13 protein-coding genes, 1 tRNA gene and 2 rRNA genes are annotated in these 20,577 nt (G+C 33.9%); all 16 read right to left on the bottom strand.

Translation table 11 applies throughout. The features are described from left to right. Positions 1–67: 67 nt before the first annotated feature. Positions 68–1,519 carry a helix-turn-helix domain-containing protein gene (locus AVANS_RS00410; RefSeq protein ID WP_239817703.1) on the bottom strand — a complete coding sequence of 484 codons (1,452 nt, stop codon included), beginning with the start codon at positions 1,517–1,519 and terminating at the stop codon, positions 68–70. A gap of 8 nt (positions 1,520–1,527) precedes the next feature. Further along, complete coding sequence (locus tag AVANS_RS00405; protein ID WP_239817702.1) at positions 1,528–3,033, bottom strand: class I SAM-dependent DNA methyltransferase; 1,506 nt, start codon at positions 3,031–3,033, stop codon at positions 1,528–1,530. A gap of 87 nt (positions 3,034–3,120) precedes the next feature. Further along, on the bottom strand, positions 3,121–4,032 hold the full coding sequence (locus AVANS_RS00400) for a hypothetical protein (RefSeq protein WP_239817701.1): 912 nt from the start codon (positions 4,030–4,032) through the stop codon (positions 3,121–3,123). A gap of 332 nt (positions 4,033–4,364) precedes the next feature. Beyond that, complete coding sequence (locus AVANS_RS00395; protein WP_239817700.1) at positions 4,365–5,861, bottom strand: hypothetical protein; 1,497 nt, start codon at positions 5,859–5,861, stop codon at positions 4,365–4,367. Further along, positions 5,764–7,239 carry an HsdR family type I site-specific deoxyribonuclease gene (locus AVANS_RS00390; RefSeq protein ID WP_239817699.1) on the bottom strand — a complete coding sequence of 492 codons (1,476 nt, stop codon included), beginning with the start codon at positions 7,237–7,239 and terminating at the stop codon, positions 5,764–5,766. The genes AVANS_RS00395 and AVANS_RS00390 overlap by 98 nt, the downstream gene beginning before the upstream one ends. A 737-nt stretch (positions 7,240–7,976) precedes the next feature. Further along, positions 7,977–9,914, bottom strand: a complete 1,938-nt coding sequence (locus tag AVANS_RS00385) for an ATP-binding protein (protein WP_239817698.1) — start codon at positions 9,912–9,914, stop codon at positions 7,977–7,979. A gap of 347 nt (positions 9,915–10,261) precedes the next feature. Next, complete coding sequence (locus AVANS_RS00380; protein WP_239817697.1) at positions 10,262–11,401, bottom strand: restriction endonuclease subunit S; 1,140 nt, start codon at positions 11,399–11,401, stop codon at positions 10,262–10,264. Beyond that, on the bottom strand, positions 11,398–12,690 hold the full coding sequence (locus AVANS_RS00375; protein WP_275583458.1) for a type I restriction-modification system subunit M: 1,293 nt from the start codon (positions 12,688–12,690) through the stop codon (positions 11,398–11,400). Before AVANS_RS00375 ends, AVANS_RS00380 begins: the two co-directional genes overlap by 4 nt. Then, positions 12,663–13,010: a type I restriction-modification system subunit M N-terminal domain-containing protein gene (locus AVANS_RS09535; protein ID WP_275583447.1), complete on the bottom strand. Its 348-nt coding sequence runs from the start codon at positions 13,008–13,010 to the stop codon at positions 12,663–12,665. The genes AVANS_RS00375 and AVANS_RS09535 overlap by 28 nt, the downstream gene beginning before the upstream one ends. A gap of 113 nt (positions 13,011–13,123) precedes the next feature. Continuing rightward, entirely contained in the window at positions 13,124–15,067 is a 1,944-nt protein-coding gene (locus AVANS_RS00370) for a hypothetical protein (RefSeq protein ID WP_239817696.1), read from the bottom strand. 193 nt (positions 15,068–15,260) lie between these two features. Beyond that, a complete protein-coding gene (locus tag AVANS_RS00365; protein WP_239817695.1) occupies positions 15,261–15,746 on the bottom strand; it encodes an isoprenylcysteine carboxylmethyltransferase family protein in 486 nt (161 codons plus the stop codon). Position 15,747: 1 nt separating this feature from the next. Then, positions 15,748–15,969, bottom strand: a complete 222-nt coding sequence (locus tag AVANS_RS00360) for a hypothetical protein (protein ID WP_239817694.1) — start codon at positions 15,967–15,969, stop codon at positions 15,748–15,750. A 15-nt stretch (positions 15,970–15,984) separates the two neighbouring features. Further along, entirely contained in the window at positions 15,985–16,620 is a 636-nt protein-coding gene (locus AVANS_RS00355; RefSeq protein WP_239817693.1) for a restriction endonuclease, read from the bottom strand. A gap of 316 nt (positions 16,621–16,936) precedes the next feature. After that, a 5S ribosomal RNA gene (gene rrf / locus AVANS_RS00350) occupies positions 16,937–17,053 on the bottom strand. A 116-nt stretch (positions 17,054–17,169) separates the two neighbouring features. Beyond that, positions 17,170–20,080, bottom strand: a 23S ribosomal RNA gene (locus tag AVANS_RS00345). A gap of 364 nt (positions 20,081–20,444) precedes the next feature. Further along, positions 20,445–20,520 (bottom strand) — tRNA-Ala (locus AVANS_RS00340). Positions 20,521–20,577 lie beyond the last annotated feature (57 nt).

The following is a 20,577-nucleotide window of genomic DNA, read 5'->3' as shown; positions in this document are numbered from 1 at the left end:
TTTCAAGCTGTGAGCTGTATAAATTAAGCTAGGTTTAAGTAATTTTGACGAAAGCATAACATAAAACCTAAACAAAATATGGAACATATTTGGTATGTTTTGTAGATTTGTTCTCTGGGTCTTGTTGTTTAATCAAACCCACCTCTAAAGTATCACTGATTATTTTAGAAGCTTTTGAGTGTTGTTTGTCGCCTATTTTAAATCTAGCTCTTAAACTAGCGTTTGTCATCACATCCCTTGAAGCCCATTTTAAACAACAATGCTGATAAGTAGCTCTTATTCTATCTTGTTTAGTCATATCCTCTAAAGGCATATAGGAAAATAAAATTGCCTGAAAATAATCCCCGTCATTTGTAAATTCTGGTGCTGGCAATTGATAAAATTCAACACTATCTATAACCTTATCCACACCAGATCCTCTTTCTTCACATATACCCATTATTCTCATTAGGTTAGCTAGTTTATCGTTCCTTGACTTTGATGGCATATCTATTAAGCGTTTGATATCTATGAGAGATTTTCCATTGTTTGTTATCTCTATTCTATCGCTATACATTTCAATCATTGGATTTCTACCATCTATTGTAAAATCTTGATGAATTATCGCATTAGCTACAAGTTCTCTTATCGCAATTTCTGGATATAAAGTAGTGTCTTTTCTTATCGCATTCTCTATAACTTCATTTTTAGGAACATATTTCATTATATACGAAATCAACCCTTTAAAACCAATTGCATATCCTTTCTTACCTTCTAATTCTTCTAATGCATCAATTTTACCTTTGCCTTTATATCTTATAAATCTAATTCTTTTTCTATCTAGGCTTTCAAATTTTGTTAAATCTCTTGCAAATAAAATAGCACCTAAATTAGTAATAGCAAAAGAATTATTTATTTTTTTTACCAACTCCAATTTAATCAAATTTTCAATAACATAATCATGAGATACATTGTCATTGTAAGGTATTTTTAACATATTTAAACATTTTTGACAATCTAACAAATCATATATATCATCAATATTTAAATTTGACTTTGCTATTTCAGTCTCAAAAGAAAAGCCTGAAAGAACTTGCCATAACTTTTTCTCTTTTTCTGGATATTTATCTAATTGTTTTGTATTGCTACCTATTCTTATATAGGCTTTTTCTTCAAATTTTATTGGCGAAATTTTAGTAGCATCAATTTCAAATACTACTAAATTAATCTCGTCTTTAGAAATTTCATGAATTGTAAATTCTATGTTAGGTGTTAAAGCTTTATGCAACCAACTCTCAAGCTCTTCATTTCCTTTTTTTTCTTTTTTAGGTTTAAATTTCGTGCCGACAATCTTTAATGTTTTATCTTCAATGCCAAAAACAAGATAAGCTTTATCAATTCCTAGCAAAGCAGCTGTATTTGATAAAGCTGAAATATTTTTTGCCAATGTATTTATCTCTTTATTGTTTTGTTTATATTCAACCACTTCATTTTCTTGCGTTTTTGCTTCTAATAATTTTTGTATAAACTCAAAATTCATAGCTATCCTTATATTCTAATCTTCTCTAAGTTTTTTAAGATAGTTTCGCTTAACTCTTGCTCGGTTTTGATTTGGGATTTTAGCTTGGTTAAAAGCTCGTTAAATCTAGTATCAAAATCAAACTCATCATCACTATCAGCAAGCCCCACATAACGCCCTGGGGTAAGCACATAAGAAAGCTCTCTTATCTCATCTATGCTAGCACTTTTACAAAAGCCTTTTATGTCTTCATAGTCGGTGCCGTTTTTCCAAGCTTTATAAGTGTTTGCGATTTGGTTTATGTCATCTTTGTTTAGGGTTTTGTTGCGTCTATTTATCATAGTTCCTAAATCTCTTGCATCTATAAAAAGCGTCTTTTTAGCTGTGTTTGGTAGCTTTTGGCGTCTTATAAACCAAAGTGATGCGGGGATACCTGTGTTTAAAAACAGCTTTGCGGGTAGATTTACTATACAATCTATCAAATCATCTTCAATGAGTGCTTTTCTAATAGCTGCTTCATTTGTGGTATTGCTTGTAAGTGCGCCTTTAGCTAGGACAAATCCTGCTACACCGCCGTTTGGCGATAGATGATATAAAAAGTGCTGTATCCAAGCGTAGTTGGCGTTACTTGCTGGTGGGACGCCGTATTTCCATCTGCCGTCTTGCTCTAGCTGTTCGCCGCTCCAGTCTGAGTCGTTAAATGGTGGGTTGGCTATGATAAAATCAGCTTTTAGGTCTTGGTGGGCGTCGTTTAAAAATGAGCCTTCGTTGTTCCATATCACTTGTGAGCTTTCAATTTTTCTTATGGCTAGGTTCATTTTGGCGAGTTTGTAGGTGGTCTGATTTGACTCTTGACCATAGATTGAGATGTCATCTAGTCTGCCTTGGCGAGATTTTACGAACTCTTCGCTTTGAACAAACATACCGCCACTTCCACAGCAAGGGTCAAACACCCTGCCCTTGTATGGCTCAAGCATGGCTACTAGGAGTTCTACGACGCATTTTGGAGTGTAGAATTGTCCGCCTTGTTTGCCTTCAGCTAGGGCAAACTCACCTAAAAAATACTCAAATACATGACCTAAAACATCAGCACTTTTACCAGTATCAAAGGCGATGTTGCCTATCAGGTCTATGAGTTCGCCTAGGCATTTGCTATCTAGATTGTCTTTAGCATAGACTTTTGGCAAAACTCCTTTTAAGGTATCGTTGTGTTTTTCTATCTCATCCATTGCTTCATCTAACATTTTGCCTATTTTGGGGTTTTTGGCGTTATCTCTTATGTAGTTGTAGCGAGATTTTTCTGGGACAAAAAAGATATTGTCAGCTAGGTATTCGTCTGCATCTTCTGGGTCGGCTCCTTCGGATTGTTCTTTGAGTAATTCTTCGTATTTTTGCATGAAGCTATCGCTAATGTAGCGTAAAAATATAAGTCCTAAAACTATGTGTTTATACTCTGCTGCATCGATGTTTTTGCGTAATTTATCGGCACTTTTCCACAACGCATCTTCTAGTTTAATTTCTACTTTCTTTGCCATTTTTATCCTTAAGTGGTTTTTCTTAGTGTAGCAAAAAAGCCTTATATTTGCCTAGCTTCCGCTAGGCTTGGAAGGAAGGGGTATTATTTAATTCTCTATTGGGGTATTTTGTTTCTTTACAAACCTTACTTTTGAACTATCAAAATTTAATTTTATAGCTTTATCATTAACTTTATATTCTAAAAATGTTTTTTTACCTATACTTGATAAAACTTTTGCGTTATCAAATCTTATAATATTTTTATCTACACAATATACATCTTTAATCTCTTTTGTAGTGTTTTCTTTTGAAGTATTTTCTGATATTGGTTGCTTTTCTTCTTGAGTATTTTTATCTTTTTTACCTTCTTCGCATATATTGTCATCTTGGAATTCTATACCCTTTTGATTTAAATAAACTCTATCAAGTGTAGCTGTTTCAATAATAATGTTAGCATAATAATTGCCAATCCCTGCTCTACCCATAATATTTATATATGTAAATATAAAATAAGCAATAATTATTAAAATTGCAATTGATATTTTAAACTTACCACTACGAGCAAATATAAATAATACACTATAAATTAAACAAAATATTAGTGTATAACAAACTTGCTTATCCTTAAACTCATAAGCTAGATATGCTGATAACAATATGCATATAATTGCAGTAATAAATGTAGCTATATAAGGTATTGAATTAAATACAATGATAAAATTAGATTTTATCATTGCCCAATATTCACATTTAGAGGTTTTATTATCAGTTATTTTATCACAATCTTGTTTGGTAATTTTCGAATAAGTAACTGCAAACAAATAACATCCAAGAGGTACAAAGAGTAATAGCATCAACCATGCACCAACATGAAAACCTAATGCCAATAATTCTTCCATACTGAAATCAGGAAAATCTTCAATCCCAAAGACATAATGTTTGCAATATAAAATAACTGAACTAATGAACCATAAAAATACTAGCACTATAACCAAATTTTGAACCACTTGCCCAATCATACTAATTGCTTTTTGGGCATTCGATAAGAAGCTACTATCTCGATTTTCTTTCATGTTTTCTCCTTAGTTAAATAATATTTATTAATAAAAAATTAATAACAAAGATCTTGCTAAAAATTAATTAACGAATGGCCTCTATTATAAAATTATAGTTTATGCAAACTCATTTTTGTTTTTAAAGCTTGCGTGAAAGTATTTTATTTTATGTTCTTGTAGGTTTGCTTATAAAATAACTCAAAAAATTAAGAATTTAAAATCGGAATTTCGTTTGTTCGTATTTGCTACAAACAAACGAAATTTATATCTCAAAAACCCCCAGCTAAAGATACAAACTATCTACCATATTTTCCTAAGTAGATTTTGATTAGGGAGTTTATGTAGTTTTCTATGTCATTTACTTTGTTAATTTTTGTTAAAAATGGTAGCATTTTTACTATGAGTTCGGTTGCGATTTTGTTTTTGATACTTTCATCAAATTCAGGCACATTAGAAAACTTGCCAAACTCACTATCAAGCAAGGCAATGATTTGCCCAACATCATCCTTGTCAAAATCCCTAGCAAGATTACGCTCAAGTGGGTCATCTGTCAAATCCTTTTTAAAATCCCTAGCCAAATCACAACTAAGCTTATAAAACTCGCTCTCGCTAAGCCTTTTTGCCCTATAATCTTCCAAAATCTCTTCTATCCTTGCACTAAACCTTTCAAACATATCAGGGTTAAACACTTCACATTTTTTCACTTCTTTTTCTAGTGCGTTTAGCTTTCCATGAGCCTTCACCTCATCGCTAAAATCACCCGCAACCCTTGAAAAATCATCGCTTAGTATATCAAGCGGTTCATTTAGCGTATAAATTTGCCCTACTTTTAAATGCTCATCTAGTAGCTTTTGCATACTTTGCTCGTATTCTTTTAGGCTAAAATCCTCAGCATAAAATACCTGTGCCGAACTTCTTAAGCTTAAGTATTTTTTAAGACTTGCCTTGATTTTCTCCCTTTCATTCTCGCTTAAACTTACCCTTAGCTTACGAGTATTTAGCACCACGCCCACAAGGTTGCTAAACCTTGCTAAAACCTTGCAAAACCTATCCCTAAACGATAAATCTTTTAAAACCTTTAGCTTTTCTACTTCATCATCAAGCCCTGCAAACATCTCATCAAGCACAGCTAGGCTCTCCCACATATCATCTAAAGAGCCGTCTATTTTAAAAACTGCCCCCACCAAACCACTCTCATCATATCCACTAAGCGCGTCGTATCTACTAAGCGTGGTATCAAGCTCACTAAGAAGCCCTCTATAATCCACGATTATCCCTTCATCTTTGCCCTCTTTTAGCCTATTTACCCTTGCTATGGCTTGAAGTAGGTTGTGTTCTTTTAGGTTTTTATCTATATAAAGTTTTTTAGCACAAGGAGCGTCAAAGCCCGTAAGTAGCTTATCTACCACGATTAGCAAATCCACTTTCCTATCCTTAAAATCACTCTTGCACTGCTCTTCATACTCTGCGTGATTTAGCTTTGCATACTCATCGCTTACCCATTTTTCTTGCTCGCCTTCGTTTTCATCTGCTGCATTTGTGGATATCACGACCCTAACTTCCAAATCCCCAAGTTCTTTAAAAACTTTATAATATTTCATCGCCTCAAACTTAGAATTAGTTGCAAGCATTGCGTTAAACGGCGTATTTTTAAGGCTTTGTTTAAAGTCTTCGTTTATATCAAGTGCGATGTATTCAAGCCTTGAAATTGAAGTATGAAGCTTTTTTAATCTTCGCCCATTTTTGCTTGATTTGCTCTTTTTGCTCGTTACTAAGCCCAAGCGTAAGCTCATCAAATCTTTTTTCTAGCTCTTCTTTATTGCTAAGACCAAGCTCTATCATTTTGTTTTCATACAAAAGTGGCACGATAGCACCATCTTCTACTGCTTCGCCGATATTATAAGTATGCAAAAGTCCGCCGTATTTTGCTATGCTTGATTTTTCTTTAGATAAAAGCGGCGTTCCTGTAAATGCTATGATGTAGGCATTTTCGCCTAAGTTATCAAGCATTTGCATATGAAGTTCGCCGTTTTGGCTTCTGTGGGCTTCATCTATTAGGATAAATCTTGTTCTATTTTTTATATCTTTTAAATCGCTAAATTTAAAAATCGTAGTCGTGATAAGCCCCACTCCATCATCGTTTAAAAGCTCGTTTAAATGGCTTGTGTTTTTGGCGTGGTGCAAGGTGTCAAGATTTGCCGTGCCGTTTATGGTCGCTGAGATTTGCTCATCTAGTTCTATTCTATCTGTGATGATGATTTTTTGGGCTGTGCTGTTTAGTCTAGCTAGGATATTTACTAGCATTAGCATTGTGTAGCTTTTGCCACTGCCTTGAGTGTGCCATACTAGACCGCCGTGCTTATCTTTGATAGCTTTTATCACTTCTTTTATGCCAAAGTATTGTTGATAACGGCTTGCGATTTTGTTAGTTTTGTCTTTAGACTTGCTAAAAAATATAAAATCACTTATAAACTCAAGCAAATTTCTAGGCTTTAAGATATTGTTACAAAGCACTTTTACGCTATCATCGTTGCTTTTATCCTTAAAGACATTGTAAAATTTGCTAGGCGTTAGCGTTGTGCCGTATTTAGTGATAGTGCCACAACTTGCAACGCAAAGCTGAATGAACTTATAAAAGTTCTCAATCCTATCTGGGTGCTGGTGGTTTAGGAGTTGGTTTATCGCTTCAGCTGCTCCAACGCACGAGTTTTTAAGCTCAATGCTAACAAGCGGGATACCATTTACAAACAACACCAAATCAATCCTAGTGCTTTTCTTTTGCTCGTTTTTGGCGTTTGTAAGGCTAAATTCTTCTGTGATTATGAATGAGTTTTTAGACGGATTTTCGTAATCTATGTAGTTTATATGCCTTGAAGGTTTGCCTTTTTGCTCTAAGCCTTCGCCAAGTAAAATAAGCTTTGTGATGGTTTCGTTGGCTGTGATTAGGCTGGTAATTGGGGCTTTTAGCTTGTTTATCATTATGATGAGCTCATCATCATTTAGCTGATAATTTGTCCTTAAAAACTCCTTAAGCTTAGCTAAAAGCAAAGGTTCGTTAAAGTCGTTTTGCCTAAGCTCGTTGCATTCTTTTTCGCTTAGATACTGCCAGCCCAAATCCTTTAAAGTCTCTATAAAATACGCTTTTACATTGCTTTCTATACTAAAATCCATCGCTATGCCTTTGAAATTTTAAATACATTTTAAACAACTTGCATTAATTTAGGCTAAATGCAAAAGCCCTTGCGTAGTGGGAATTTATTTCGTGTATTTTTTAGAATTTAATCTGTGTATTTTTGTGGAATTTTATATCGTATTTTGAGATTTAAAGCTTGGAATTTATTTTCGTATTTGGAATTTGAATTCGGAATTTCGTTTGTTTATAAATACCCTTAAATAACCTTACAAAGCTACAAACAAACGAAATTCTGATTTTAAATTCTTTGTGATTTTGATACTTTTTAAATAAGTTTCGATTGTTTGGCTAAAAGCCATAAATTTCTGCATAAAATTACCAAACAAACGAAATTTACAGCTTGAAATTTATTTGCGTATTTGGAATTTGAATTCGGAATTTCGTTTGTTTAAAGAATTTATTTTATGTATTTTAGGCTTTGGGTAGGTTTTGTTTTGATAAATCTTGGCATAGAGTTACAAACAATCGAAACTTTTTTATTTTTTGTTTTTTAACCTTGCTTTGGGCTTGTATCTTGGGGTGTATAAGTTTTTATTGTTTAGGAATTTATCTTGTGTATTTTGAGGTTTAAGATTAGTAATTTACGCTGTTAAATTCTACAGCGTAAATCAAGCACCCCAACAAACGAAATTCTGATTTTAAATTCTTTGATGGTTTGTAATTTTCCGAGAGTGAATTTCGTTTGTTTGGCAAATTTCCACTAAAAACTAAAAAATTATACCTTAGCTCCATAATCTCTTAAGAACTCTTTTATTTCATTCCATTGACTATGCTTAATTTGCTTGTCTAATTTTTCTAATTTTTGAGCTAATACATCTCTAGCACCATTAATTAAATTTCTCCAAGTGTTTGGCTGTATAACATACCCTTTGTCTTTTATGATTTTATCCTTTGTCATATCTTTAAGTTCAGATGAAATTGCCATAGCCTTTATAGTTACTTCTTCGCCATATTCTTGAGAAAGCGTATTGAATGCATTTGTATATTTATCTTCAACTTCTCTAAGTATGCCAAGATTTATATTGACAATAGGTCGTTTTAATTCAATAATGTGTATTTCTTTATCTTTTTTAAATGTTATAAAAATATCAGGTATTTTATCTAGACTAATATTTTCTTTAGAAACAATTTCATCTAACTTAATACTATCGCTAGAAAAAAAATTATTTGTTTTTATAATACGCTTTATTGATTCGTCACTATTGATATTTTCTTTAGAAACAGTTTCATACTCTTCATTTATTATCCATAAATTCTTTTCAACAACTTTATGAAGCATTGTCCTTTCTTTTATATATTGCCTTTCTTCTCCATAAACAATTTTTTCAAAATGATTTAAAAAATCAAGCCTTAAAATATATTTTTCATATTTGTTAACAAGTTTTATTATCCCTACATTTTTATTAACATAATCAAATTTTTTTATTTGCTCGTCGTTTAAATCTAAAATATACTTAAGATTATCCAAATATTCATCTGAGCTTGTATTTATCATAACCTTAATTAGTCTTGCAACAATAGTTTTTAAATTATCTCCAATTTTTTTACCATAAAATTTTTCAACAAATGGATTTAATAAAGCATTATAAACTGTATCTGTTGTATCATCTAACTTAACCTTAACATCCATTCTTGCGATATAATCATTCACTGAAACATTATAGGTCTTTAAATATTCTTGCCTAAGTAATTCTTTTAATTTTAAAGTTATTTGTCTACAAAGCTTTATTAATATATCATCTGACATCAAAATCTGCTCATCAAAAATTTCATCTTGTATTTCACTAAGATATTGACTTTTAATAATTGCTGTATGACACTGTTTATAATCTATACAATCAACCTTTTCAACTCCCGAAGGTCGTTTTGCAACCAAACTACCACTACCATCAAAAAATAGCATATGTTTTTGTCTATCACCAATTAATTTAATCTCTTCGTTCCAAATATAATAATCAACATTAAATTCTTGTTCTTCTAGCATAATCGTTTCACTTGCTTTACTTATCAAATAGTCATCTATAATTAGTTTTTCATCATTTACATATATACTTACACTATCAGAAGCAATAATATCTGCGAAATAAGTAATAATATCTGATTTAATAACGGTTAGATATTCTTTAATGTCATCACTTTTAATATTATCAAAATGAAAATGCTTAATATTTAAATCTTTTATAATAACGCTTGTAACAATATTATCTTCAAAACTTTCACTACTTTCACTACAATTAAATTCAATATTACCATTCACATCTGTTTTAAAACTAATTTTTGTTATTCCATTATTTCTTTTTGTATAAATAACAGCCCCATCTTCAAATGGTGAGTCTGTAGCAAGAGCAAAAGCGTATCTACCTTTGCCCTTTTTACCATACCTTGCTTTAGTTTTATTTGAAACCATAAATTCAGACAGAGCAATGCCAAATTCCTTATCATCACTAGGAAAACCACACCCATCATCATTAATACATAAAAAGTATGTTTCAAAAATGTCACCGGTTTCTTTATGAAGATTAATATATATATTTTTACTATTTGCATCAATAGAATTTGCAACAGCTTCAATTATAGCATTTGACTTTGCATTAGTTGATTTTAGACTTTTTAGAGTAATCTTAGTAGAATATGTTTTACAAGAACCTGACATTATTTCTCCTATAACTTCCTATATTTTAATAATACATTTTAAAATAAAAAACTTAAAAACAAATACCACGATTTTACATTTATATTTTTAAAATCTAGCTCATATTTCCTAGAAAATTATTAAAAAAATATTTTTAATAAATAATATAAATATTTAATAAAATTTATTTTTGTGTATTTTGGAATTTAAAATAGGAATTTCGTTTGTTTGGGTGAAAATACATAAAATAAATTCTACCAACAAGCGAAATTTATAAAATCTAAAGAATGGATAAGCCCCCACTGAAAAGGTTTTTTTGTGGGGGTTATCTTGGGTTTGGGGCTAAGGGTTGCCTTGGGCTTGATAGCTTAGGTGTTTACCCTTATATTTCCACTTAAGAGTTCGGTGAGGAGGTGGGATTTGAGGGTGGTTTGGGCTGTTATTAGCTCGTTTAGACACTCCAAACGCTCATCACACGCACTTAAGACTTCCCCTATCTTCTTCTGCTCTTCTAGGCTTGGATATTTTATTATTACTGCCGAAATTGAGCCTTTTTGAATATTTGGCAACCCACTGCCTAATCTTAATTTCATAATGTCTTTTTCTTGATATTTCAAATAAAAATATAAAAATTTATTATCTATTTTTACATTTTGCAAAGTGTAACAATGTCCCCCACTCCAAAATTTAGTGGTTAAAAAATTAACATAGCCACACGAATTCCCACCTTCACTAATGGTTATCGTATTTTCTTGTGTGTTAAACTCATCATAATACCCCGATGGCTCTATTCCACCATTTATTACGGGGAATTTTCCATTTTCTTGCAAATTAAGTTTGTTTAGCTGTTGCCCTTTTTGTATGTCGCAAGTGTCGGCGAGAGTTACTTCTTGCCAAGGGGTGGTGAAGCTACTAAAACGGGTTTTGCCGCTTAGTAGCTCGTTCATTAGGTGGAGTTTTTCTTTTTCTAATTCCGATTTCAAATTCTTTAGATTTTTTATATGCTCATCGCAACTACTTAAAATCTCAGCGATTTTTTCTTGCTCTTTTAATGGTGGGAGTTTAAATTTATAAGTTCTCATTACAGCCAACGAAACATTTGGAATTGTTGTTCCTGTAGCGGAAAGTCTTATATAATTTTGAAAATCTCTGTGCATTACAACTTGTTTGATAAATTCTTTGCTTACGCCTTGTGAAACATTAAAATAACAAGCGCTTTTACCTAATATACATTTTTCATTATTATAAGTTGCTACATTTCCCAAAGTGCCGTTTATTGAAACTAGAATTGTTCTATCATTTAACTCTCTTTTATGTTTAATAAATTCTTCTTCACTTGCTCTTTTTGTATCTTCTTTGAAAACTATTTTGCCATTTTCTAAATTATTGCCGTTTATAAAAAAATACTCCCCATTATCATCGTATTTTGGGGTAGTATGAATGCCATCTCCGAGTTTATCACAAATATCCCCCAGCCTTACTTCTTCCCAACCTTTTGGAATACTCATAATCCTAGCTCCTTTAGGTATCCTTGTAATTTGGCGTTTGAGAGTTCTAGCTTGGCGTTTAGGCTGTTTATTTGCTCTTTTAGTTCGGTATAGTCAATTTGCAAGGTTTCATCTTCTGCTGCTACATATCTTGGTATGTTTAGGTTGAAGTCGTTTTGCTCTATCTCATCAAGGCTTACTACCTTGCAAAAGCCGTTTATGTCGGTGTTTCCGTGATAGGCTTTTAGGATTTTGTCAATGTCTTTTAGGGTGTTTTGGTTTTTGCCTTTTTCATAGCAAGAACTTGCATCTATGAAAATCACTTTTTCGTTTTGCTCCTTGCTAAAAATCATTATACAAGCCGGTATGCTCGTGCCATAAAAAAGGTTGCTTGGAAGTCCGATGATGGCTTTTAGGTAGCCTTGTTTTATAAGACTTGCCCTTATTTTGCCCTCGCTTGAGCCTCTGAAAAGCACTCCGTGGGGCATTACTACACCTAAGGTTCCGCCGTTTTTTAAAGACTTTATCATGTGGAGTAAAAAGGCATAATCGCCCTTGCTTTTAGGTGGCATACCGTAGTTAAACCTTGAAAATCTATCTTCCTTTAGCTCTTCATAGCCCCATTTATCAAGGCTAAAAGGTGGGTTTGCGACTATTTTGCTAAAGCGTCTTAAATCGCCGTTAGCATCTAGGTGAAGTGGGTTTGTGAGTGTGTCGCCCCACTTTATCTTAGGGTTTGGGATATTGTGTAAGAACATATTCATAACGCATAGGGCGTAGGTTTGGGCGTTTTTTTCTTGTCCGTAGATGAAGTTGTTTGTGCCTTTTTGGCTTGCTTTTAGCAAAAGTGAGCCTGAACCACAAGTAGGGTCGTATATCTCTTCGCCGTCTTTGATGCCGACTAGCTCGGCAAGTAGGACGCTCACCATGCTAGGGGTGTAAAACTCGCCGCCCTTTTTGCCTGAATCGCTTGCGAATTTTGCGATTAGATACTCGTATGCGTCGCCTATGATGTCTTTGTTTTCTAGGCGGCTTGGGCGTAAATCAAGGCTTGAAAAGTCGTTTATGAGCTGTTTTAGGGTGGTGTTTCTTTGCTGAGTGTCGCCTAGCTTAGAAGGATTGTTGAAATCTATGTGGGTGAATATGCCTTCTAGCTTTTCTTTGTTTAGCGTTTCTAGGCTGCTTAGGGCGGTGTTGATTAGCTCGCCTAGGTTGGTGGCGTTTTTGTGCTCTTGTAGGTAGGCGAATGTTGAGTGCTCTTCTAGCTTGAAATCTAGTTGATTTAGTAGGGCTTTATAGACTGAGTCGATGCCACAGCTTTTAGCTCGGTGATTTTTTCGGTGTAGGTGTCGCTTAGGTATTTGATAAATAGCATGGTGAGAATGTAGTCTTTGTAATCACTGCCGTCCATTAGCCCACGGAAGGTGTTGCACGCGTCCCAGAGTTTGGCGTTTATCTGGGCGGTGGTGGTTTTGGGGGTTGGGGTGGCTTCGGTGCTTTGGTTGGTTTGGTTTTGTTCGGTGGTCGGTTCTTTTTCGGCTTTTTGTTGCTCGGTCGCTGTGGTCGGCTCGGTGGTTTCTATTGTTTCAATATCAGAATTTAAATTCGGAATTTCGTTTGTTTGTTTCATCTTGTGTCCTTTAAATCGTATTTTTTCTAAATGTCTTTTGCATTGAATAAATACACAAAATCATAATTATAAAAAAGATAAAGTATATCGTATCAAGCTGTAAATCTATCAAATTATTCAATGCTATTTGTCCCTAAAATCTCTTTAAGTTTATTTATAACCTCAGTATGATTTTCATCATCTTGCGTATCAAAGTCTAATAATAAAGCTAAGAGCAATTCTAACGAGACTTTAAAATAAGAGTTGTTTATGGCTTCAAAGCCTTGTGAATTATCATTTAGTATAAGTTTGTATAAATTATAAAGACTAATATGATGAAAATAAACTTTATCACTTCTATAATGCATAAGCTCACTCATTTTTGAATTTATTTCTTCATTGCACTTTATATCTTTTGTAAAATCGTATTTTTTTAGTAGCTTGATAACATTTTTTAAATGTGATAAATCTGAGATTGTATAGTTTAGGATATTTTTATATATTTTTCTAAAATCTTCTTTATAATTACACTTATCTTCATAGGCTAATCTTAGCAAAAATAGTATTTGAAATTTAAATATTTTATAATTCAAAATATCATAAAAATTATCTATCTCAACACTTGCGGCATAAAATTCTTTTATAGCGTTTAAGTGTTCGTAGGTTTTATAGCAATCTATAAAATATCTATAAGAGTTATCAAAAGTTGCAAAAGAATTATTTGTAATTTGGCGTTCGCAGTCTAACCAAAAAACATGACCAAAATATCTAGCATCGGGATAATTAAAATCATATATATCATAAACTTGCTTGAAAAAATCAGCATAGTAAAATTCTAAAAAATCTTTATCAAGCTCTAATAAATTTAATTTTCTCAATTTTGCTTCAAATTGTTGAAAATTTTTTTCAAACCACCTAATATTAGCTTGTATTGAAGTTCCTTCTGTTTTATACTCTTCTAAATCATATATAAATTTAATTAGCTCTTCTTTGCCTTTAAGACTTAATTTTATACTGCTTTTACTCACCAAGTAAAGAAGTAAAAAATAATTATTACTCATATCAATTTTTATATCAAAAGTTTTTTCAAAAAAGTCGTGATTTACAAAATAATTAATTGTATTTTTGGGGTCTTTTTGTGGCTTTTCTGGCTTTGGTGTATTGTCAAATTTACTAGCTAACTCACCCCATTTAGATTTTTCACCAACATAATACACCCCCTCGCCGAAAATCGCCAAAACATGGCATTTTTTACTCTCTTTTAGATGAGATACCAAACCAAAGACATCTTCTAGCTCCATACTTTTTGGGCGTCTTTCTATATCATCAATGCAAATGATTTTATTTTCAAAGCCGTCTTCATCAAGCTTATAAAATAGATTTTCAATTCCTGTGATTTTGGAGCTTAGTCCGTTTAAAAGTCTTATTAGATAGTCTTTACTATCTTGTGATTTTTGATAAATCTCATCTATAGCTGATTTGAAATCATTTTTGCCGTATAAACTTATGTAAATAATAGAGTTTTTATAGCTACTAAAAATCCTAATATAAATAAAAAGTCCTAAAAGTATCGGAAATAAAAATATAGGCTTAAAAAAGTCAAAATAACTAACGCAAAAATAAGCTCTAATTAGCTTTATCAAATCATCATTTAAGCACGCAAGCAAAAACAAACCACAAACAATAGCCATTGATTTTGCTAGATTGGCTGTGATTAGTTCGTATTTTATGGCAATTTTTGGTCTTATAAAATGCTCCCATAAATATGTCTTGCCACAACCCCATTTGCCTAGCAATGCTATGGAATGCTTAGTTTTGTTTTGGCTAAATGTTTCCACAATGGTTTTTATATCCGCTTGGCTTTCTTCTGATATAGAATCATCATAGGCTTTTGGCTTATCTTTTGTAAGTAAAAAACATAAGCAAGGAGCGATAATCGTAGCACCTAAACACATAGCAAAACCATATAAAAAATCATCATTCAAAGTATCAAAGTCAGCAAAATACACCATAAACAAATAAATCATAAAAGTAATTGATGAGATTATAAAAATAATATCCGTTATAAACCTTCTCATTTTTATCCTTATTTTGAGATATTTTACATATTATCCTATCTTTTATTTGATAAAATATAATGTAAAATAGTATTAAAATTAGAATGTAATTTTATAAACTTTAAAGCCATAAACTTGTGTTATGTTGCGTGAAATATAGGGATTAAATCGTGGAATTTATTTCGTGTATTTTAGAAGAATTTAAATCCGTAATTTATCTTTTAAACCATGGGATTATTCTATTTACTTTTTTGCAATACTGCGTGTAACTGTCGCCGAATTTTTCTTGTAACCATTTTTCTTCTGTGTTTTTCATTAAAATGGTAAGAAAAGCCCAGAAAATAAAAGGTAAAACTAATAAACAAAAATTATAAGTAAATAATAAAGCCCCAGTGAAAATAAACAAAAAAGCCGAATATATCGGGTTTCTTACTATGCTATAAACTCCGTCTGTAACTAAAAGTCCTGATTTGATTTTCTCGCTAATCTTTGAAAATATAACGGACTTTACCCATAAAATAACACCACCAACGATAAAAATACTACCCAAAATAGACATAAAAGCTCTTGCCTTTGGCAATTTTGCAAAATCTAAAAAACCAAAATAATCCAAACGAAGTCCAAAAATCGTAAGCAAAAGACAAGTTATGACATAAATAGGTCCTACCCCAAATATTGGTAATTTAGTAGTTTTATCCATTTTAATCCTTCGTTAGATATAGCTTTTGATATTTATTTGCTTTGATTTTAAAATATAAAAACAACGCTAGAGAAATCAAATTTATATCTAAAAACACGCTCAAATAAACTCCGCCTAAAATGAGATTAAAAGCTAAATTTATAAGATAATACAAAAGATACAAAGCACTTAAAATCATCATCGCATAATTTAACGCAAACTTTATTTTATAAATCTCTTTCATTTTATATCCATTGACTCATTCTTCAATGTTTAAGTATTCAATTAAATCCTTATAATTGTTTAAATAATGCTCAGCACTTGTTCTTGTGGTGCTTGAGCTTATAAAAACTTTTTTAATAATTTTATTTTTAAGCATTTTTTCATTTTCGCTGACAAAAACAGTGCAATCACCTATAAATTTTCTTAGCAAATCTTGACCTATTGGACTTTTGTGGTTTTTGCACTGGATTAATACACATTCGTTTTCCTTATGACAAACCAAGTCTATCCCACCATCATTTTTGCCATTTACAAAGCCATGTGGGAAAACTTTATAGCCTTGCTCTTCATAATGCTTTTTGATTTTTAGCTCATACAATCTTCCTTTTTTCTCGTTTTCACTTTCTGCTTTGTAGATTATGGTTTTTGTGATTTTGTGATAATTTGGCATTTTAGCGCTTAAGTTTTCGCTAAATTTATATTTATTTACAACCTTTAAAATCGCATCTTCAAGGTCTTTTTCGTATGCTTTTAAAATATCATCATCTATAAATTGCAAGCTTTTTTGCTCTTCTTGTGATGCATTTTCATCAGTTTTATCTACTTGATTTTCTTCCTTTGCCTTTTTTATAGCAAAAAACCTTTTTCTAGCTTTCTCATCTTTAAATGCCATTTTATTTCCCTTATATAACTTTTTACTAATTATAATCTCTATAATTTACTATCAAAAACTAATCCATATAAATTCTTAAAGCATAATTTAGCACTCACCACCAACCTTTTAAAAAGATAGTAGCTAAATTAAAAAATTAAATTAAAAAAAGAATTCAATAAAAACAACAACCATAAAAACCAGAAAAATGCAATAAAAACACCTTCTAGCCCTATCCCGTTTTTAAAAAAATAAATAAATATAAAATTGATTTAAAAAAATAAATATGTAAAATTAATTATTATTAAAAAGAAAGGAGTTAAAAAAGATTTTAACAAGTCCGCAACGAGCTACTTTCCCCATACCAGTAAGGTGCAGTATCATCGCCCACAATGTGCTTAGCTTCTTGGTTCGGGATGGGACAAGGCGTTACCACATTTGTATAATCACGGACATTGTTATTTAAATCTATTAGTTTTTAATAAACTTAAATAACAATGTTAAAAGCAAGTAATTTAAACTCTTAAACTTACTAAAGTAATAAACCTTAGCAAGGAAGTAATGCTTATTTAAAGTAAGCGGACGGTCTATTAGTATTGGTCAGCTAAATGGCTTTCACCACTTACACACCCAACCTATCAAGCAGCTAGTCTTGCTGCGACCTTAAGAGAAGATTCATCTTAGAGTTGGCTTCGAGCTTAGATGCTTTCAGCTCTTATCACATCCGAACTTAGCTACGCTGCGATGCTCTTGGCAGAACAACAGCTACACCAGTGGTTCGTTCAACCCGGTCCTCTCGTACTAGGGTCAAATCTCTTCAATCTTCTTACGCCCACGGCAGATAGGGACCGAACTGTCTCACGACGTTCTGAACCCAGCTCGCGTACCGCTTTAAATGGCGAACAGCCATACCCTTGGGACCTGCTCCAGCCCCAGGATGCGATGAGCCGACATCGAGGTGCCAAACCTCCCCGTCGATGTGAGCTCTTGGGGGAGATCAGCCTGTTATCCCCGGGGTACCTTTTATCCTTTGAGCGATGGCCCTTCCACACAGAACCACCGGATCACTAAGACCGACTTTCGTCTCTGCTTGACGTGTTTGTCTTGCAGTTAAGCTGGTTTATGCCTTTATACTCTACAAACGATTTCCAACCGTTTTGAACCAACCTTTGTAAGCCTCCGTTATTTTTTGGGAGGCGACCGCCCCAGTCAAACTACCCACCAGACATTGTCCTACGTGAGGATAACTCACGCTAGTTAGCTACCCGAATAAGAAAGAGTGGTATCTCAACGATGGCTCATTATAAACTGGCGTCTATAACTCAAAGCCTCCCACCTATCCTGCACATTCTTATCCAAGTAGCAGTGTCAAGCTGTAGTAAAGGTCCACGGGGTCTTTCCGTCTTGCCGCGGGTAGGAGGAATTTTCACCTCCACTACAATTTCACTGGATCCCTCTTTGAGACAGCTCCCATCTCGTTACGCCATTCATGCAGGTCGATATTTAATCGACAAGGAATTTCGCTACCTTAGGACCGTTATAGTTACGGCCGCCGTTTACTCGGGCTTCGATCAAGAGCTTCGCATTGCTGCTGACCCCATCAATTAACCTTCGAGCACCGGGCAGGCGTCACACCCTATACATCCACTTACGTGTTAGCAGAGTGCTGTGTTTTTGGTAAACAGTCGGGAGGGACTCTTTGTTGTAAGTTTCCTTGCTTTCGGAGTAAATCCTAATACAAGGCTAACCACACCTTATACCGAAGATACGGTGCTATTTTGCAGAGTTCCTTAAAGAGAGTTCTTCCACGCGCCTTAGAATACTCATCCCACCCACCTGTGTCGGTTTACGGTACGGGCAACATTATCTAAACTTAGAAACTTTTCTTGGCTCGACGGCATCAGCAATTCTTCCTTCCATCCGAAGACTTCAGAAAGCCTTTCAGTTCTCGGTCTAACGTTACACGGATTTGCCTGTATAACAACCTACGACCTTAGACTAGCACTTCCATCAGCTAGCTTGCTTAGCCCTAAGCGTCCTTCCATCGCACAATAATGTTGGTATTGGAATATTAACCAATTTTCCATCGCATACCCCTTTCGGACTTTGCTTAGGACCCGACTAACCCTACGATGACGAGCATCGCGTAGGAAACCTTGGGTTTACGGCGTTAATGATTCTCACATTAATTATCGCTACTCATGCCTGCATGCTCACTTCTATACGCTCCAACGCTCCTTACCGGTACATCTTCAACGCCTATAGAACGCTCTCCTACCACTTAGTAAAAACTAAGTCTACAGCTTCGGTACTTATTTTAGCCCCGTTATATTTTCCGCGCAAAATCACTAGACCAGTGAGCTATTACGCTTTCTTTAAAGGATGGCTGCTTCTAAGCCAACCTCCTGGTTGTTAAAGTAACTTCACATCGTTTTCCACTCAAATAAGATTTAGGGACCTTAGCTGGTAGTCTGGGTTGTTCCCCTCTCGACGACGGATTTTATCACTCGCCGCCTGACTGCTGTGATTACACTATAAGTATTCGGAGTTTGATAGGGTTTGGTACATTGGTGTATGCCCTAGCCCATTCAGTGCTCTACCCCTTATAGCTACTACACAACGCTATACCTAAATATATTTCGGAGAGAACCAGCTATCACGAAGTTTGATTGGCCTTTCACCCCTATCCACAAGTCATCCGGAGCCGTTTCAATGGCCGTCGGTTGGGTCCTCCACTAGCTCTTACACTAGCTTCAACCTGCTCATGGATAGATCACTTCGTTTCGGGTCTGCAGCATCTGACTTATCGCCCTATTAAGACTCGCTTTCGCTACGGCTTCACGTTAGCTTAACCTTGCCAGACACCACAACTCGCAGGCTCATTATGCAAAAGGCAGTCCATCACACTGTATTGCTACATAGTGCTCTGAATGATTGTAAGCAAATGGTTTCAGGTTCTATTTCACTCTGATCACCTCAGTTCTTTTCACCTTTCCCTCACGGTACTTGTACACTATCGGTCAGACATTAGTATTTAGGGTTGGATCGTGGTCGACCCAGCTTCAGACAAGATTTCACGTGTCTCGCCCTACTCAGGATACTGCTAAGTAAAGTAAAGATTTTATGTACGGGAGTATCACCCTCTACGCTCAAGCTTTCCAACTTGTTCTACTATCTTTGCTTAGTCTTTATTGCAGTCCTACAACCCCACTAGTAAACTAGTGGTTTGCCCTCTTACGCTTTCGCTCGCCGCTACTAGCGTAATCTCTATTGATTTCTTTTCCTGTTGGTACTAAGATGTTTCAATTCCCAACGTTCGCTCCATATATGGTAATACATATCTCTATGTATTGGGTTGCCCCATTCGGAAATCTACGAATTAATGCCCCTTGACGGCTCCTCGTAGCTTATCGCAGTCTAGTACGTCCTTCATCGCCTCTGTCTGCCAAGGCATCCGCCATTCGCTCTTATTAGCTTACCTTTATTAATAATGTTAAATATTATTACAATTAAAATTGAAATATATTTGCATGCATTATTGTTATTGTTTTTAGTATTACTAAAACGCATTACTTCCTTGCTAAAGTTTTTATGTAATCATTCTTAACCTTCAAGACGGAAAGCGTCTAAGCTGTGATGCTTAAAAACTTTTTCTTAATATTTAAGAAAGAGATTAAGACTTAATTACCTTTAACAAGCTTATGAAATTGTTTTATATTACTTGCTTGTGACTCTTAACATTGATAAATAAAATAACACTAGGTTAAAACTATATATAAAAATAGAATTAAATTAAATAAAACCTAGAAAGAACATTTGCTTAAATGCTCTGTTTAAGTTTTAAATGGTGGAGAATAGCGGGATCGAACCGCTGACCTCCTGCGTGCAAGGCAGGCGCTCTCCCAGCTGAGCTAATTCCCCATATCAATACTCATTTCAACCTTTGATATCCAAACAAGCTCTCAAGAGCTAGTTAAT

The sequence above is a fragment of the Campylobacter sp. RM5004 genome (genome assembly GCF_022369455.1).
GTDB lineage: Bacteria > Campylobacterota > Campylobacteria > Campylobacterales > Campylobacteraceae > Campylobacter_E.
The sequence above is the reverse complement of the archived record's forward strand: the minus strand, read 5'-3'. Positions and strand labels throughout refer to the sequence as shown.

What these genes read in the sequence shown, in the direction of transcription:
- AVANS_RS00410 (WP_239817703.1), bottom strand. Translation starts at nt 1,519, where the DNA reads ATGAATTTTGAGTTTATACAAAAATTATTAGAAGCAAAAACGCAAGAA.
- AVANS_RS00405 (WP_239817702.1), bottom strand. Translation starts at nt 3,033, where the DNA reads ATGGCAAAGAAAGTAGAAATTAAACTAGAAGATGCGTTGTGGAAAAGT.
- AVANS_RS00400 (WP_239817701.1), bottom strand. Translation starts at nt 4,032, where the DNA reads ATGATTGGGCAAGTGGTTCAAAATTTGGTTATAGTGCTAGTATTTTTA.
- AVANS_RS00395 (WP_239817700.1), bottom strand. Translation starts at nt 5,861, where the DNA reads ATGAGCTTACGCTTGGGCTTAGTAACGAGCAAAAAGAGCAAATCAAGC.
- AVANS_RS00390 (WP_239817699.1), bottom strand. Translation starts at nt 7,239, where the DNA reads ATGGATTTTAGTATAGAAAGCAATGTAAAAGCGTATTTTATAGAGACT.
- AVANS_RS00385 (WP_239817698.1), bottom strand. Translation starts at nt 9,914, where the DNA reads ATGTCAGGTTCTTGTAAAACATATTCTACTAAGATTACTCTAAAAAGT.
- AVANS_RS00380 (WP_239817697.1), bottom strand. Translation starts at nt 11,401, where the DNA reads ATGAGTATTCCAAAAGGTTGGGAAGAAGTAAGGCTGGGGGATATTTGT.
- AVANS_RS09535 (WP_275583447.1), bottom strand. Translation starts at nt 13,010, where the DNA reads ATGAAACAAACAAACGAAATTCCGAATTTAAATTCTGATATTGAAACA.
- AVANS_RS00370 (WP_239817696.1), bottom strand. Translation starts at nt 15,067, where the DNA reads ATGAGAAGGTTTATAACGGATATTATTTTTATAATCTCATCAATTACT.
- AVANS_RS00365 (WP_239817695.1), bottom strand. Translation starts at nt 15,746, where the DNA reads ATGGATAAAACTACTAAATTACCAATATTTGGGGTAGGACCTATTTAT.
- AVANS_RS00360 (WP_239817694.1), bottom strand. Translation starts at nt 15,969, where the DNA reads ATGAAAGAGATTTATAAAATAAAGTTTGCGTTAAATTATGCGATGATG.
- AVANS_RS00355 (WP_239817693.1), bottom strand. Translation starts at nt 16,620, where the DNA reads ATGGCATTTAAAGATGAGAAAGCTAGAAAAAGGTTTTTTGCTATAAAA.